This is a genomic window from Candidatus Methanoperedens sp. (genome assembly GCA_027460535.1).
Classification (GTDB): domain Archaea; phylum Halobacteriota; class Methanosarcinia; order Methanosarcinales; family Methanoperedenaceae; genus Methanoperedens.
This window is the reverse complement of sequence record JAPZAR010000009.1, coordinates 29394-46713: the sequence shown is the minus strand read 5'-3', so window position 1 is coordinate 46713 and position 17320 is coordinate 29394. Positions and strand designations below refer to the sequence as shown.

Below are 17320 nucleotides of genomic sequence, written 5' to 3'. Positions count from 1 at the left end.
CATAGAATAGAGAAGTAATGATTATTAGAAGGCGTTTTGTAAAACTATATTCAAGTGGTTAAAATGAAAATATTATATATCGCTAACGGAAATGGTTTATCGGGTGGGGTAGGGGGAAGTTTAATTAGAACTATAGAAATCGCAAAAAGGTTGCAAAGAATGGGATGTGAAATTCATTTTCTTACTACCATTGGTGGATTCAAAGCTTGCCGATCTATGGGATTAGAAGTGATATACCATATTCTTCCAGCGTCTATTTTCAAGAAGATAGAATCTGGAATCTATGATCGAATCGAGGCATATTTCATCTCTACAATATTTTCATTTTTCATTGTTCCGCGTTTACCAAAATGTGATATATGTTATACTGATTCAGATTATATATGTGATATTATCCCAGCATTAATATACCATAAAATTAACCGCACAAAATGGATTGCTATGACACATCATTTAGTAGGGATTAATCAAAATAAACCCATTGATTTTTTTGTTAGCTTTTTATCTTCAATAATGCAAAAACTAAGTTATAGGTTGATTAAAAATAATGCCGATAAAGTCTTTGTATACGATTCTGCAATGGGGGAAAAAATAGCTAAACTTTTTCATTCAAAATATTCTGTTGAAATGATCTCTAATGGGGTGAATCTAAAATTTATAGATGATATAAATAATACAAAAAATGATATAATTTATGATGCTTGTTTTGTAGGTGGACTACGTCCAAGTAAGGGTTTGCACGATATAGTTCCCATATGGAAAGGAGTTGTCAAGAGTAATATAAATGCCAAATTAATTGTCGTAGGTGGAGGACTTAAAGAATATGAAAATGAGCTAAAAGCGTCTATCAAGGGGGAGGGATTAATGACATCTATAGAACTCGCCGGAGCTAAAAGCCATAAGGAATGTATTGAAATAATGAAGCAGAGTAGGATATTTATTACTCCCAGCCATGAAGAAGGATGGGGAATTGCAGTTTGTGAAGCGATGGCCTGCAAATTACCGGTTGTTGCATATGATTTACCGACATATCGTATTTTCAAAGATGGACTAAAAACGGTAGAATTATTCGATATATCTAAATTTGCAGTAATTGTGAATGATCTTCTTTATGATACGGATTTATGCGCTGAACTTGGATTAAAAGGGTTTAATGGTATTCAACAATATGATTGGGATCTAATATCAAACAAAGAGTTTGAGATATTCAACAAATTGATCAAAAATGAAAATCCAATGAATATGAAAGGACACTAATCGAATATATTGCTTCAGAAATATTAATAATTTCATAATTAGATAAATATATCTTAGCTCAATTTCAAATTTTCAGAAAAAATTACTCGAATATCAAACGATAAAACATAATTTTACTACTAGGTTGATATTAAATGAAGACATTACAAAATAAATCTTATGAACGAGAATTTTTTAGGGGCGTTCTCGAAGAACCAACAGAATATGATAAAGAATACTTTGATTATCTCAGGAAAGTTCTCATTAAATATATTCCCAAAATTAAATATAAAAAATATAAAGTTTTAGAAGCTGGTTGTGGTATTGGAATATTTGGAAAGTTTCTTCTAAATCTAAATCCAAATTTGAAGATAACAGGAGTAGATATCACTCCAGAAATGGTTAAACTAGCTAATGAACCTCCAACCCAGAATTATCATGCAATAACTAATGATTTGGAAGATGAAAATATATTTGACAAAGATCAATTTGAATTAATATTATGTCCTTTTATTCTGCATCATTTTCCATTAATCGACAAGGTTTTTTATAATTTGAGTGAATGGATCAAACATGATGGGTTTCTCATAATTATAGAACCTAATGGATCTAACCCAGTAAATAAACTGTTTGGTTTGATGAGAGTATATTTGACATCTATATTTGGAAAAGATTATATTATCAATCATAGACTAGCTACCCCAAATGAGGTGGCTCATTCCGTAAATACTTATATGTATATTCTTAAAAAATTAAATTATAACATACTATTTATTGATACAAATCATTTCCAGATGAATAATGTTAAATCACTATCAATTAGCAGATTGATTCTGTACGAAATCAAAAATAGTTTATATAAAATTTTAGTGTTATGTTTGCCGAAGCTAATGAGAGGAAGTCGTATTGTAATTATTGCTAAAAAGATAAAGAACGGCTGCATACTCTAAGGGAAAAAACCATGAAATCGATTAAAGTATTTTGGGCCGAAAATAATGAACTAATGTTAATAATTCTGCTAGGATTAACTCCTTTGCTTTGGTTCAAAGGCTATTTAATAGCAAGTGCTGATGTGGATTTCCCATTTAATCCTCTTCAACGCTTTATACAACGTTTATACGTTTGGAATACAGGTATTCTTGGTGGGACTGATCGCTCATCAGATATATCAGCTGAATTTTTTACCAGTTTGCAAGCTTTATTTCATAATATATTGGGATTCGATTTAATCACCACAGAAAAATTAACATTTATTTTTTGGTTCACCCTCTCAGGACTTTCAATGTATTTTCTCATGTCACAGCTTATTAATCACAGAGAAATCAAAGAAAGAATAATGCGAATAACTGCTGTTATTTTTTATATGTTTAATTTCTATCAAGTTTATGCATGGGAAATGGCAAAAATAGGCGAACTTACGGGTGTTGTAATTATACCTTCATTGTTGGGATTGTTTATAGGAGGTTTAGAAGAAAGAATATCGTATAAACAAGCTGCTATGCCCATCTGTATTTTCTCTATAATTGCTTCTGGCACAGGGTTTCAACCCCCTATGTTAGGAGCTTTGTTTCTTATGTTAATATTATTTTTTATTTTTTATCTATCTAAATTAATCATAAGAAAGGATAAAGAGAACATTTTTCATAGCATTAGATTCTCAGCATTATTTTTCTTAATTTTCTTTTTAATAGCTATGTTTTGGATAATTCCTATTGGAAATTTCGTATTAGACTCTGATTTAACCTCAACTTCTAAGGCTATGGAAGTGTACAGTTCCACTAATTTATTGGAATATACTAGCAAATATAATGGATTTTTAAACATATTCAGACAGTTTGGGCAGGTTTTTTGGTTTGATTCGTGGGGTGGTGAACTTTATAATCCTTATTTTCAATCTTATCAAACAGATGCTATATTGATTGCTTTTAGTTTTTTCATACCTATTTTAGCTTTTTCTGCAGTCTTATTTTCAAGAAACCGTTATGTTATATTTTTCACCTTTACAACTGTCATAGCTCTCTTTCTAGGGAAAGGAATTCATCCCCCTTTTGGAGAGCTATACTCTTGGATGTTTGAAAATATACCCGGATTCTGGATATATCGAGCACCATGGCAGAAATTTGGAATTCTCATCGCTTTGGGATATTCATTCTTGATTGGCGTTGCATGCAGCAAGATTTATGAATATTTACAGAAACATAGCGGTAATTATGATATAAAATTTTCATTGCTAAAAATCAAAATAAATTTTCCAATCTTATTCATAGGATTGATTCTTCTTTCAAATATAATCTATACTTATCCTCTTGTATTTGGCGATATGTTTCCAAGTTCTGAAGGCGATGTTGGTTTTCACCAGAAATTTGATTTAGGTTATCATATTAACTTTCCCCAATATATTTTTGAAGCATCAGAATGGATGAATTCCAATGAAGAGGAATTCAAAATAATCTTACTTCCTGATGATAGGACAAATGTATATGATTGGGGATTTGGTGGCGTAGGAGATATTTCGAATCAATTATTTAATAATAAGGGAATGCTTTTCAGATCCTATGGAGAAGGTTATATACAGCCTCGTCCGATTGATAATATGCATCGGTTAAGTATCAATGCTATTTATAATAACTTAACTCCTAATACAGCAAAAATTCTTGGGTTACTAAATGTTAGGTATTTATTGCAGCGTAATGATTTCAGATACGATTTTTATGGAGATGTTGATTCTCCTGAATTCATAGAATCAAGATTGAGTTTTCAAAAAGGAATTCATCTAGAAAAAACATTTGGAAAGTGGGATTTCTACAGAAATGATTATTTTGTTCCCCATATTTATGCAACCACAGGCCCCATATATATCAACGGAAGTATTGAGTCATTAATTCCCTTAGTATCGGATAATGATTTTAGTCCCCAATCAGTTTTTTTCTTTTCAGAGATTCTTAAAGAGCAGAATAATTTTGTACTGAACATTTCTAAATACCGAACATGCAATTCGTCCGAGCAGAGAATCGTTATTCCAGTGTATAACGGAATAGATAAACCAATTGATTGGACTATGATGGCGGATAAATATGCTGCCAGATCATATATTGGGAAAAAAGGGATTATCAATGTAAAAAGTAAAGTTGATCCCGATATGTTTGTTATTTCATCCATAAAGGACAGTCCCTATATATTCCCATCGTGGTGGACTCCACCTATGTGGTTCTCAATAAATTCAACACATATCTATATAAGAAATGGGTCAGAACCTCTACAAATAAATGGCATATATGCAGATGGAAAACCGGCATCTGACGTCAATGGAATATTTTGGGAAACTGGTTGGATGGGAATGACCACAAAAGAAGTGACTTACCCAGCCATAATTCCCGCAAATCAAAAAGTAATAATTCAAATAAACCATTTGGTCAATAAAACTGTAACATTGTTGGTAGCTCAAAGCAATAAGGAGTTGAATTTCTGTTCATTTGATAACCCTGATAAATATTCAAATATAAGTGATGTATTTCATACAAACCAAAATAATAAATTTGATATAACATTCCAAGAAATTAATCCCACAAAATACAAAGTCCATGTTAACACATCCAAACCATTTGTCTTAGTATTTTCAGAGTCATATGACCCTCAGTGGAAAGCTTACATTGAAGATAAAAACTCTGAACCTAATGATATAATTAAAAGCTACGAAAATACAAAAGTGAAAGAAGCTAAACATGATATGAAATTTACTCCAAGTGATGTATCTTATTTATTTAAGAAATCCTTGCCAGATGAAAATCATTTCATGGCAAATGGTTACGCTAATTCTTGGTATATTGATTCGCAAGAACTCAGCATGGGTGAAAACTTCACGGTAGTACTTTACTTCAAACCACAGTCTTACTTTTATATTGGACTTGTCATTTCTGGAATTACATTTATTTCCGTTGTAGGTTATTGTATTTGGAATTGGAGAAGAAATAAAGCTAAGAAAAATGATTTATTATGAAATCAGATAAGAAAGCTATTTTTTTGATTATTTCATTAATTATTTTTTTTGATATTAATATATCAAAATATATCTTATAATGTGGTTGAAAAAGGTCACAATTATATTATATAAATGCCTCTAACCATTAGAAAATAGCAGAAAATAATAAAACAGACACTTTTATAAGAATTAATAATTTTAAAATAATATTTATGCAAGATGTAGTTGCAACAATAAAAAATGGAGGATATAATGTATCTCTGACGATCGAACGTTCAGGTAAAAGGAAGGTATTGTCCACATCACCCGGGATGCCGCCAGCATCCTTTCTTCCAATCCTTCTAAAGCGTATGGGTTTGTCCCTTTGTAGATATAAAGAAATAAAGAAATGGCTGATAAAAATAAGAATACATTTAATGATATTTTCTTTATTTCATCTGAATAATTCATGCTATACCCTGTATATTCCTTTTTTTTATAAAACCATATGTCTGATTTAAACCTAAATCTTATTTATGAATTTTTCATGTCGTGGTAAATTATTATTATTGGCAAGTTCTTTGAAAAAAGAGACTGAGAGGCGAGTATAAGCCCTCAGCAAGGGAGGTCATTCCGTCCAGGGTAGTTTCGTATGCACTGTACCCGCAGTTGATGATGCTCCTTGATAGGAATTGTGGCTGCGCTCTCTGTACGGAGCCACATGCATCCTAGGAGCTGGAGCCTGCCGCTTGATCTTGTCACCGTCATCTGCGATTTCCGGTGTGAGTTGGTTGCAGGAAAAGATGAAATGACAATTAAGGGTATGTTGCTTGCAGGTGTGGGTTTCTGGCTCATAATGGCGCGCGAGCATTATTCGAGGCTGGACTGGCTTCTCATGCGCGGCCCGTCCATAATTTGTATGGCTGATAAAGATATTTCTGAGCGCTTCATACCTCATGTTCCTTGTTCTGGAGTGGAACTTTATGCTTACCGTGAGAACGCTTATCGTGTACTATGTAGTGATACATCTTCATGGAGCAGAAGTGAGATGAAAGACTGGCCCCCCTCAAACTACCCCATTTTCCTGGCACTCCTGCTTCTTGCAGCAACCGCTGTTACGCTTGCCATGGGTGATGAGCCCCGGGCAGAAAATCTGGCGATCTATGCCTATTACCTTTTGGTAATAGGTGTAACGATTCGCTTTTTTGAGCTTTCGCTGCCGGAAAGTACATTGCAGAGATTGGGTTTAATAGAGACGCAAATTTCAGGCTCGATGATACGGCTTATACAAGGGATAAAAGTATTGACTCAAAAGGTGGGGAATCTCAGAATACCCCGTATTAACATACCCAACATTGAGATACCTCATATCAACCTGCCCAAAATTAAAATATTCCATATCAACATACCACATACTAACATACCCTTTATCAAAATGCCCCAAATTAATCTGCCCAAAATTAACATGCCCCACATCAAAATGCCATATACTAAGCATCTGCGACAGAATAATTTAGAAAAAGAATCTCCAGTGATTGCGGATGTGTCCAGAAATGTTGTTATCCTCCTCTCTCTTTTCTTTATAATATCCCTGATCTATGGCCTGATGATAAACTGGTTGGTCGTTACAGGGTATATCTACGACTTGATTCTGGTTATTTTTGGGTTCTTTGCTCTGCATGTTTTTACTAGAGGACGCTCTTAAAAATAAGCAAATAACGCGGGCAAAAACGAAAGGTCAATTATTTATTCTAAGCCAGAAATTTAATAATTACAAATAGATATATGTTATTTCGCCACGCCCTTCAAGCATTTGCCTACCCAAACCTATGATAAATTATGGGATAACCACAAAAGCCTATATCTAATATCACCTCTATCAACAGCAGCAGGTGATATCTGGTTTGGCAAATCCTTCAAAAGACACTCTGCTGATGCTGATTGTCTTTGCAATCGGAGCATTCCTCAACTATACGTATAACATAGTCATGGGATGGCTGCTGACACCCCAGCAATACGGTATACTCGGTGTGGCAATATCTTTTCTTACCATCCTTTCATTATTCGTTAGTTCGGCTTTTCCATTGGCTGTAGCGAAATTCTTATCCGAAGGTATCGGAGACGACGTAAAACACAGGGTTTTTAAAAGCTCGCTTGTGGGGAACCTTGGTATCGCTTTGCCCGTATCTTTCTTATTCTATGGTTTATACGCATCCGGGCTAATACGTCTTGACAGCACATACAGGCCTTTTGTATTGTTCATCATCATCGCACTTATTATTTCAGCGGTGGGAGGGGTCTATACAAGTGCGCTCCAGGGGATGTTCCGGTTCAAAAAGTTCGGGTTGGTCAGTATAACCACAGTCGCTACCAAACTGGTTTTCGCAGTTCTTCTTGTTTTATTGGGTTATGGAGCTTTCGGGGCATTTTCCGGGCTTATCGCCAGCACTGCAGCAGGGCTTTTGCTATCGCTTATCTTTACCCGGGATTTTAAGTTCTGGAAGACGGGCGGATGGGAAAGCAGGAGGATTTACTCATTTGCATTCCCATTGTTCGTCGGCACTTTTTTTATGACCCTGCTCATGAACCTTGATATACTCGGGGTGAAGTTCCTGAGCGAAAAGGTTCTCTCGGATACCCTCACGGGCTATTACCGCAGCGCCCTCATCCTTGCCGAGCTTCCTGTCTTCGCAGCCGGGGCCCTGATGGGTGCCATGTTCCCCTATATCTCAAGGTATTCATCCACCAACAGCAACTATTCCAACAAAACCCTGAAATATACCGTCCTGATGATATGTCCTGTCTGCATAGCCCTTTTTGTGATTCCTTCTTCCATGATATCACTGGTTTTCCCTCCCACCTATGCCGCTGCGTCCGGCGCATTGGGTATACTGGCTGTCGGGATGGCTTTCTTTACAGTCATAACCGCGCTTGTAGGCATTTTTCAGGCCATGCATCGCCCAAGGGTACCTGCGATAATCCTCATGCTCTCCATAGCTGTTGATGTGATCGCCCTGTTTTTCCTGGTGCCAAGATACGGCATCATTGGCGCAGCAGCTTCCACCACGATAGCCTGCGCAGCCGGTCTCCTTGGACTTACGGGAGTATATTTAAAATGCGGATTTCTTGAATTTGAGTTGACAAAAACTTTAAAAATCCTTCTGGCTTTTATCTTGTTTGGAGCGATTATCTTCATGTTTCCCAGTGGCACGAAGTTGTTGACATTTCTGGACCTTCTTGCTGGTTTTGCTGCATATACTGTGATCCTGTTCAGTTTCAGGCTGCTGGATGGTGAAGACGTAAGAATGTTCCTGGCAGGATTTGGCAAGAGTGAAATACTGGAAAAGATCATGAAAGATGTGGAAAGTCTGAAATGGCTTTTCAAAGGATGACGCTTAAACGTGATAAATTCTTATTCCTGAAAGGGCTCTTGGGGTCACTGCATCGTTAACTTTATAGTTATTGTAGAACAGTTCTAATGGAATGGTACACTGGATGGATTCTATTCTCAGGTTGAAGAGAAATCTATTTTCTAAAAGTTCATTCCCCCACCTTGTATTCTCCGCTATTTCATTGATATTAATTTGGGGCTTTCTTTCGAAGGGTTACATTCTTACCCTTGATACAGTCTTCACCGAGAATGCGTTTCATGTATCCAATTGGTTTTATGGATTGACAAATTATTTTTCGGTCTTACCTTTATTTGCCTTCCTTGATTTTCTCAATATTATGTTTTCAGCGGAGGTTATTCAAAAATTAATTTTTTTCATTATCTTTTTTCTGTCCGGAATATCAGCATATAAGCTTTGCCCTGAAGAATGGGGGATAGGAAGGTATTTTGCCGGTTTTCTGTACATGATAAATCCTTTTGTTTACGTCAGATTTCTGGCAGGGCATTGGCTGCTTCTTCTAGCTTATGCGGTCACACCCTTTGTCATAAAGGGTTTTATGGATTTTTTTGCATCTCCCTCCACTAAAAGGGCTGTATATGTAGCCTTTCTATTAACTTTTGTATTTGCCCTGGAAACTCATACCCCATTTCTCTTATTGATCGTTTTTGGTATTTTTTTTCTCATGGCCGTAATAGAAGCCAGAAAAAAAATAGATTTGTCAAAATATGCCGCGCTTGTTCTCCTTTTCTTGCTTATTCTCAATTCCTATTGGCTAGTCCCAAGTTTTAGTGGAAGTTCAGCTCCACTTGGCGAGATAACGAATTCAGATCTTTATACCTTTACGACCAGGCAGGACATCAATTTTAATACTCTTTTCACCACAGCTTCCATGTACGGATTCTGGCGTGTGGGTTATATTTATGCAAAAGACCTCCTGCCCTACTGGTATATTTTCTTCATATTCATACTATTCCTGGCAGTTCACGGTTTTACTTCGAATTATAAGCATCCGGCACGTGGCGTTTATGTCAAAGCTTTCGGCGCTCTGGCAGTGCTGGCAGCAATCCTCGCCACAGGTATTTCTGGTCCCTTTGAAAGGATATTTGAGTTCCTTTTTAACAACGTATTCTTCTTTAAAGGCTTCAGGGAGCCGCAGAAATTTGAAGCGCTTCTGGTATTGGCATACGCTTACCTTGGTGGGCTCGGAGTGGCCGAAATAGCCAGATACAAAGGCAGCGCAGGCACTTCTAAAAAGATAGGGGCATGGATTATAATTGCTATTGCGATCGCCACGCCTTTCATTTATTCTTTCACCATGTTCAATGGCTTCTGGGGGCAGCTGAAACCTGCTGACTATCCGGAAGACTGGTACGAGGTGAATGATTTTCTTAACCTCGATAAACAGGACTTCAATGTGCTTTTCCTGCCCTGGCATCTTTACATGGACTTCAAGTGGCTTCCGACCCCTCAGAAAAGGCTTGCCAACCCCGCCCAGGTATTTTTCGACAAACCCGTGATACAGGGAGATAATATGGAAGCGGGGGTATACAGTTCCTCCATGAGCCCGGTTTCCGGATACATCCAAAACTTGCTCCAAAACAAGGACGGATTAAGCAATTTTGGTAAATTTATGGTACCGCTCAACGTCAAATATATAATTCTGACAAAAGAAGTGGACTTTAAACAATACTTCTTCCTCTTCAACCAGACCGATCTTGTCCTGAAAAAGGAGACAGATAACTTCTATATCTTTGAAAATAAGCACACAGTCTCGCGCTTCTATCAGGCTGATAAAATCGACCAGCAGAACTCTACCGACCTTAAGCCCATATCATATACCCAGGCTTCACCTGTGAAATTCCATGAGGAAGCAGGGGAAGGATATATAGTATTTGTGCCTCCCAATATGGACTCTGATTACTGGGAACTTGAAGGGCGGACATCGATGGTCAATGGATCCTATGCAGTCTATCATGCAGAGATGGGGACGATTTATTACAGGCGGTTTGATACGTTTCTCTTTGGATACATTGTTTCCCTGCTCACATTCATCGGGCTTGTTGTCTGGTACAAGAAGGAGACTCTGCAAAGGATGCTTGAGAGGAACGGGAGGAGATAATATTGACGCTGTAAATTAATACAACGATGTCATATTTAATTTATGCACGGAGATGTGCAAGGTGCGGGAGCCAACTAGGATGCCATAGGTAGGAGATGGTTTATACCTCATGAAAAGCCAGAAAAGGTCGAACTCATCCTGGAATGCTGAAGATCAGGCGCTCATATCCGACACAAAATACCAGCAATCCATTCTCTTGTCATTCCCGTTTCATTTAATAATTCTATCTCTGAGGAACGAGGCAATCAGCAGTGCTATTGAAAATAAAGCTGTCTCAAATCCTGGGGTCACTTTCTGGGTTGTCCCCGTTTCAGTTGCCTCTGGAGTAAAAGCGGTGGCTGTGGGTACGGGTTGGGCGGTCTCTGTGGTTGCTGCCTGGGATTTCACTCCGATTATTGCGAAGCTCGAAAAAGATTGGGTTTTAGCTTCAAAGTATGTGTATGTGCCATTCTTATTTGTTTCAGTTGTTTCCAGATCAGCCCACATGCTCCCATCCCACCTGACCAATTTTATATCACTGCCTGCGAGGCTGTTATCTCCAAGCCATGAATTCTCAACCTTGAACTTTATTATGCCTGCTTTGATATTCTTCGGATTAGCAAATCCGGAGGTGCCGACCTGGATATTGATGTTCTTATAAGTCGTACCCGGCGCCGGGCTTTTCACTAAGGTGGAGGTGCCGCGGAGTATCTCAGTTTTTACAGTTGTATCGCCAGCATTGTTATTTCCCGTTATTACTATCTCGCTGACAGGATTGCTTGACTGCCTGAACACATATGAGATCGGTACATCTTTTGATATATATTTTTCATAGGCTTCGCTGGATTCAATGTTCTTGAACTCTTCACCTGAAGACCCGCTACCTCCACCACCGCCGCCGCTGATCCCACCGCCAGAAGATAGAGCTGTAATTTTAATAGCCCCGCCGTCGCCTGCACCTATGAGTTCTGGGTAGCCGGAAATATTCTGATTTGTTGTAATTGCCGCAAACAATCGATAATCGCCAGAAGTCGGTATCTGGACATTCGCTTCATAAGTTCCCGTCGCTGTTGCCATTGCATTGCCTCCGGAATACGTACTCGTTGAACCAAGCACGAACTCTACCTTTATAATATTATTCGGTGCTATATTTACCGGAATCCCATTCTTGGCTACCTGAACCGTGACCTTGATTGTGCTTCCCGCGGTTGCTTGAGTCCTATCTGGCGTTACAGTCAAATCATATTCAGAAATAATTACCGGGTTGGCTCCAATGACATAGCCCTGGCTCGATATGACAATACCATAAATACCGGAAGCAGAAACAGTATTAGAAGGAATCGTTAGGGATATTTGCCCGCCTGGAATATCGACTGGATTACTCCACTCACTGAGCCTATCTGCATTGTAAAGAATTACTCTCATACCTGCCTCACCGGAAGTAATCGTTACAGTGATCGGATCATTCAATTTATAATTCCCGACATTGGTCACGGTAAAAGTGCTGTTCTGCCAGTTGAAATCCTTGGCCGGAACGGTGATCGATTTATCAAACGTTATCGTTGCTGTCCCCGCCGCGCTTGCAGCGAACGAGCCAAATAAAATGAATGCTATCAATACCTGCACTTTCATAACTTCTTCCTCTTGAGCAATACAACGGCAAGAAGTATAATCATTGCTACTATCCCGTTTAAGAATGGTGTCTTTTCAGCGGAAGGCGGCAGTATCTCTACAATCCCGCCGTTCTCCACCCCCGTCATCTCTGGGTAGTTCATGTAAACCTTCCGCTCCGTCGTTATTGCAGAATAGAGCGAGTATGTCCCATTCATGGGCAGGGGTATATTGATATGCGCCTCATAAATTCCTGTCCCAGAAGCCGTGGCATTCGCATCGATGGATGAGCTTCCCCTTACAAGGACGACCTTTACAGTGCCGTCCACACTCACTGGGACACCGTTCTTATTGATCTTCACTTCCACGTCCAGAGGCTTGCCTGCCGTCACTTTCCTGCTTTTGGGCGACACCGAGAGGTCATAATCGGATATTACCACCGGTATTGCTCCAATGATATTCCTTTGATAGGAAACCGCAAAAACGTATGTGCCTGCCTCGCTTGTCTTGTTTCCAGGTATCGTCGCAACAACCCTGCCGCTCGTATTATAGAATCGCTTGAACCATGTCGATATCTTGTCGCGGTCATAGAGCACAACAAGCATTTCATCTGTACCTGGTGCATCCACAGTGAAACTGATATCCTGGTTCGTCCTGTAATTCCCTATGTCAGTGATCTCAAAGGTCTGGTTTTCAAAACTGACCGTCCTGTCAGGGACGTCGATCGTCTTGCCAAGGGTAATCACTGCATTATTTGCTGCAGCCGTACCTGACATCAAAATCATTATCAAAAAGAATTGCAAAAGCCGCATAAAAAATAAAAAGAAAGTGAGAGAAGATTAATCTTCTCTTCTAAGCAGGTACGCTATTGCCAGCATTCCTGCAAGGGCTGATATTGTCTCAAATCCGGGGGTCTTGGGGGTGGCCGTAGTTGTGGGGGTGGCTCCAGCTGGCGTAATTGCTGCGCCAGGTGTTGCTGTGGGTGCTTCAACCCCTTTGATGCCGCTTATTGCGAATATCGAGAGGGTGTCCGTCTTTGCCTCATAGTATGTATATCCGCTATCCTTTGTCTTTTCAGCTGTCTCAAGCTGCACCCATTTGCTTCCATCCCACTTGAGCAAAATGACATCACCAGATGCAACATTGTTGCTGCTGATCCAGGTGTTATCAACCTTGAATCTGACCAGGACTTCCTTTATCCGCTGTGTGCCTACCCACATATTTATATTCTTATATAATGTTCCCGGAGGCGACACGGTCACGAGTTTGGATGTGCCTTTCAATAATTCTGCTCTCAATGATATCGAGCTCTCATTATTTGTGCTGGTAACCGCTACTTGATAGACGCCGAGATCAGGAGTAGTGAACGAATATGTTATGGGGGTGTTAGAAATAAGGTCTCTATCCTGCGTTTCTGCCTTTGCTATGTTGTCAAAAGGTTCTCCCGTCACTACACCTCCCCCTCCTGTAGCCGTGCCGCTTCCGCCACCGCCGCCCCTTGGTGCTGACGCTGAAGTTCCCAGAAGGGCAAATGTTGAGAAGTGAGTCACTCTTACTGTGATGAATTTACCCCCCCCAGTATAAGTCCCTTTTGAGTCAATTACCAGTGCTTCCCACAAATTAGTAGAACCATTGTATGTATATGCATCTATCCCACCCTCTCCAACTCCAGGCGGAACATCAGATTGTGAATAGTTGAACGTTATCAGAATATATGGAGTGAATATTGCCCCTGCGGGCAGGAGCGTCACATTCTTGCCAAGGAATCTCAGGTTCGAAGCTGATGCGGCATTCACTAATGTTGGATTGACAGATGGCAGTGAAAATGCGGTTGTACTCGATATCGGAAGCCCATTAAGCGTTGCTCTTGTACCATTTCTAATGTTCACTGTAATATTCGCATCTGGCGTCGGAATGGTCAAATTATCAGTCAAGTATCCCGAGCCATTTATGGTCAGGATGGGCGTCGTTGTTGTGGGCTGAAGTGTCAATAGAGTTTGATCGAACGCGACCGAGAGGTTGGTGTTGTTGAAAACAACCGTATTGACAAAATAGCTTCCGGTCGGGAGCGATCCCGTTTTTAATTTCAATATGGCTGATGTAGAACCTGTTGTCGTCCTTGAGATATTGGAGCGCGGTATTATGTCGGTAAGAGCAGTTGCTGAATCAAGTAATGTGCCGTTTACAGTGGCTGAATTGGCAAGTGTTCCAGAGGAATTCCATGATATGTTTATTTTGCCAATGTTAATTCTGTAATCGCTGCTATTGATTATGCTTGTAATGTAAGTATAACTTCCGGGGGGAGCGCCTGAAAGTGAAATGTTGACATCCAAATCCAGTCCTTGAGGAGCAAAGCCTGAGTCGTCCCCTACCGTGATGGCTGAATTGAAAGGCATTACTTTAATGATGTTCCATGTAATGATCTTCTTCGGATCGGTGCCGTTTGTAACCATTATCAGATAATTTCCTGCAGGCAGGTTCTGTGTTATAGATTCGGAATTCCCGCTTCCACCCAGCTTTATTGGCATCTTGCTTACATTGTTTAAATCGTTAAAAACTGTGTCCAGTAACTCATCCATTACTTTTGTGTTGTTATTCCATGTATCCTTTAAATCAGCCAAATTCAATAAAGCAATTGAAAAATCCGAGAAAAATGGCAAGTTTCCGCTGATCTGTTTATATATGGACACATTGACCATGGTATTTGGAAAAGATGGGGCATCTATGGTATACTTAACTGCTGCCTTACCTCCTGATATCGTAGTTCCGGACACGATATAGACTTTCTGCGGCGGTAAGGTCGTGATTTTATTAACAAAGGGACCAGCCTTCAGAACAAGACTCCTGTTCCCGCTCGTCAGAGTTTTGTCAATAGAAAGACTAAGGTCTATTGAGGGCACCGTTATATCGCCCCCGGTCAATCTTACAAAATTGGGCGTATTCAATACCGCATCCGGTATCGTGTAATTGCGGGGTGTCACATTGGTAAAATTGAAGTTTATCCCTGCGCTTGCAGGGAAGGCCGAAATTACTATCAAAACCAATAACACACCCAGAACCGGATACCTAATTATATTTATTTCTTTGTTGATCATGTGACTCCACCTTTACCGTAATCTATAATACGTCCTATTAACATATAATATTTTCTATATAAAATAATAATAATTATAATGAGGATGCACATGTCAAGAAAAATTGTCCAGATTACTAACATTCATAGACAGTATCGAGTAGGGGAGGTAGTTATCGAGGCACTTCGCGGCATCGATCTTGAGGTCGAAGAGGGTGAATTTGTCGTGGTACAGGGTTCCAGTGGTTCGGGGAAGTCCACCCTGCTGCACATCATAGGATGCGTGGACGTCCCGTCATCGGGCAGCGTAAAGATAAATGGTACCGATACCGCGAATCTGAGTGCGGACAGGCTTGCAAACCTGAGGCTTCATGCTCTTGGCTTCGTATTCCAGCATTTTTATCTTCTGCCTACCCTGACGGCATATGAAAACATTGAGCTGCCCATGAAAGAGGCAAAAATACCCAAAAATGCAAGAAAGGAGAGGGTTTTATCCCTCCTGGAATCCGTGGGGCTTTCGAACCGGGCAAACCACAGGCCGGGTCAGCTCAGCGGAGGGGAGCAGCAAAGGGTGGCCATTGCAAGGGCTCTGGCGAACGATCCCCCGTTAATCCTGGCAGATGAGCCGACAGGGGAACTGGACAGCATCATGGGAAACAGGATAATAGATCTGCTCATTGAGCTGAATAAAAAATATGGTAAGACCACGATAGTGGTGACCCATGATGAGAGCCTCTCAAGAATTCCGGCCCGCATAATAAAGATCATGGATGGGAGAATAATCAGTGACGTTCGTTAAGATAGCCTTCTTGAACTTATTGAACCGAAGATCAAGAACCATGCTGACCCTCCTTGCCATTGGGGTATCCGTGGCTTTTGCCATTTTACTGGTATCTGTCGCTGTTGGCCTGAACCAGGAAAATAATGCCGTCATTGATAAACAAACGAATTTCTGGATAATACCTGCGGGTTCAAGTGTTCTTGACCCGGTAACGAATTCTGAGAAGACCATGCTCGGCAATGCTCACCAGAGGATCGATGAAATAAAGTCATCTCCTGATGTGAAGTCTGCTGACCCTGTCCTTAATAAAGTGCTTTATGCTGCAAAAAAAGAACCTAAAATGGTTCTGGGCATGGGTGTCATTCCTGATGGTTCCGACACCTTTTCGCAGGAGGCTCTAACGCCGGGAGATCCTCATTTCTACGGGAATGACTGGACGCATGAAGTCGAAGTTAACGGGAAGCTATCAAAGTTGCTGGGAGTTGGAAAGGGAGATCTCGTTCATTTGAGTGCATATCCGGGGAACATTATGAATTCTACTCCTTTCAAAATAACAGGGATCGTTGATTCTGCCGAGTTTTCAAATGCCCCGGTGGTAATCTTGCACCTGTCCGAGCTCCAGGAACTCACAGGTAACCTGAAAGGGGACAGGGTAAACCAGATCACTGTAAGAGGAGAAAACGTTTTGCCACTCCTTCAGGCATATTTTCCGGATGCAGTAATCCTTTCTGAGGCAGAATACTATGCTCATACCCTTACGGACGACAAACGTGTCCTCGCAACCGCAACAGCCGTTACCCTTGTTTCTTTTATTATGGGGATACTGTTCATATCCAGCGCAATGATCTTTTCGGTCAATGAAAAGCAAAAGGAATTCGCCGTCATGAGGGCTATCGGGATCTCAAACGGGTCTATCATGAAAATCATATTTTATGAATCCATTATGATCTCGTTGTTAGGGGGCGCCGCCGGGGTATTGATGGGCATCATGGGCAGGTATGTTTTGAATGAGGCTATTCGTTCTTACTTTAATATGGATATTATTCTGTCCTCCAATCCATTAATTCCTTTGATGGTTTTTTCCGCGGCATTAATCGCGGGGATGATCTCAGGGATCGTGCCTGCAATTTCTGGCAGAAATGTAAATATAGCCAGCGTGCTTGGAGGTTAA

General features: G+C 40.0%; 11 protein-coding genes. 8 read left to right on the top strand and 3 right to left on the bottom strand.

The genetic code is table 11. The features are described 5' to 3' along the window. Nucleotides 1-63 precede the first annotated feature (63 nt). The 6 genes from O8C65_03140 (at nt 64) to O8C65_03115 (ending at nt 10705) form a co-directional block, all read left to right on the top strand. Nucleotides 64-1257: a glycosyltransferase family 4 protein gene (locus tag O8C65_03140; GenBank protein MCZ7355905.1), complete on the top strand. Its 1194-nt coding sequence runs from the start codon at nt 64-66 to the stop codon at nt 1255-1257. Between the two features lie 134 nt (nt 1258-1391). Further along, nucleotides 1392-2186: a class I SAM-dependent methyltransferase gene (locus O8C65_03135; GenBank protein MCZ7355904.1), complete on the top strand. Its 795-nt coding sequence runs from the start codon at nt 1392-1394 to the stop codon at nt 2184-2186. Nucleotides 2187-2197: 11 nt separating this feature from the next. After that, the gene (locus tag O8C65_03130) at nt 2198-5233 is read left to right on the top strand and encodes a hypothetical protein (protein MCZ7355903.1); all 3036 of its coding nucleotides are present in this window, start codon (nt 2198-2200) and stop codon (nt 5231-5233) included. Between the two features lie 643 nt (nt 5234-5876). Beyond that, complete coding sequence (locus O8C65_03125) at nt 5877-6899, top strand: hypothetical protein (GenBank protein ID MCZ7355902.1); 1023 nt, start codon at nt 5877-5879, stop codon at nt 6897-6899. Between the two features lie 199 nt (nt 6900-7098). After that, nucleotides 7099-8586 (top strand): polysaccharide biosynthesis C-terminal domain-containing protein, encoded by a 1488-nt coding sequence (locus O8C65_03120; GenBank protein MCZ7355901.1) that lies wholly within the window; start codon nt 7099-7101, stop codon nt 8584-8586. Nucleotides 8587-9268: 682 nt separating this feature from the next. Continuing rightward, on the top strand, nt 9269-10705 hold the full coding sequence (locus O8C65_03115; GenBank protein MCZ7355900.1) for a hypothetical protein: 1437 nt from the start codon (nt 9269-9271) through the stop codon (nt 10703-10705). Nucleotides 10706-10915: 210 nt separating this feature from the next. Here the strand turns inward: O8C65_03115 and O8C65_03110 are convergent, their stop codons facing one another. From O8C65_03110 to O8C65_03100, 3 genes are read right to left on the bottom strand one after another with little or no spacing between them, the layout of a single operon-like run. Beyond that, complete coding sequence (locus tag O8C65_03110; GenBank protein ID MCZ7355899.1) at nt 10916-12316, bottom strand: PGF-pre-PGF domain-containing protein; 1401 nt, start codon at nt 12314-12316, stop codon at nt 10916-10918. Beyond that, on the bottom strand, nt 12313-13107 hold the full coding sequence (locus O8C65_03105; GenBank protein ID MCZ7355898.1) for a hypothetical protein: 795 nt from the start codon (nt 13105-13107) through the stop codon (nt 12313-12315). The genes O8C65_03110 and O8C65_03105 overlap by 4 nt, the downstream gene beginning before the upstream one ends. 27 nt (nt 13108-13134) lie before the next feature. Further along, nucleotides 13135-15390, bottom strand: coding sequence for a PGF-pre-PGF domain-containing protein (locus O8C65_03100; GenBank protein ID MCZ7355897.1), 2256 nt, complete (start codon nt 15388-15390; stop codon nt 13135-13137). 90 nt (nt 15391-15480) lie between these two features. Here O8C65_03100 and O8C65_03095 point away from each other — a divergent pair, with 90 nt between their 5' ends. After that, nucleotides 15481-16167: an ABC transporter ATP-binding protein gene (locus O8C65_03095; protein ID MCZ7355896.1), complete on the top strand. Its 687-nt coding sequence runs from the start codon at nt 15481-15483 to the stop codon at nt 16165-16167. After that, nucleotides 16154-17320, top strand: coding sequence for an FtsX-like permease family protein (locus O8C65_03090; GenBank protein ID MCZ7355895.1), 1167 nt, complete (start codon nt 16154-16156; stop codon nt 17318-17320). Before O8C65_03095 ends, O8C65_03090 begins: the two co-directional genes overlap by 14 nt.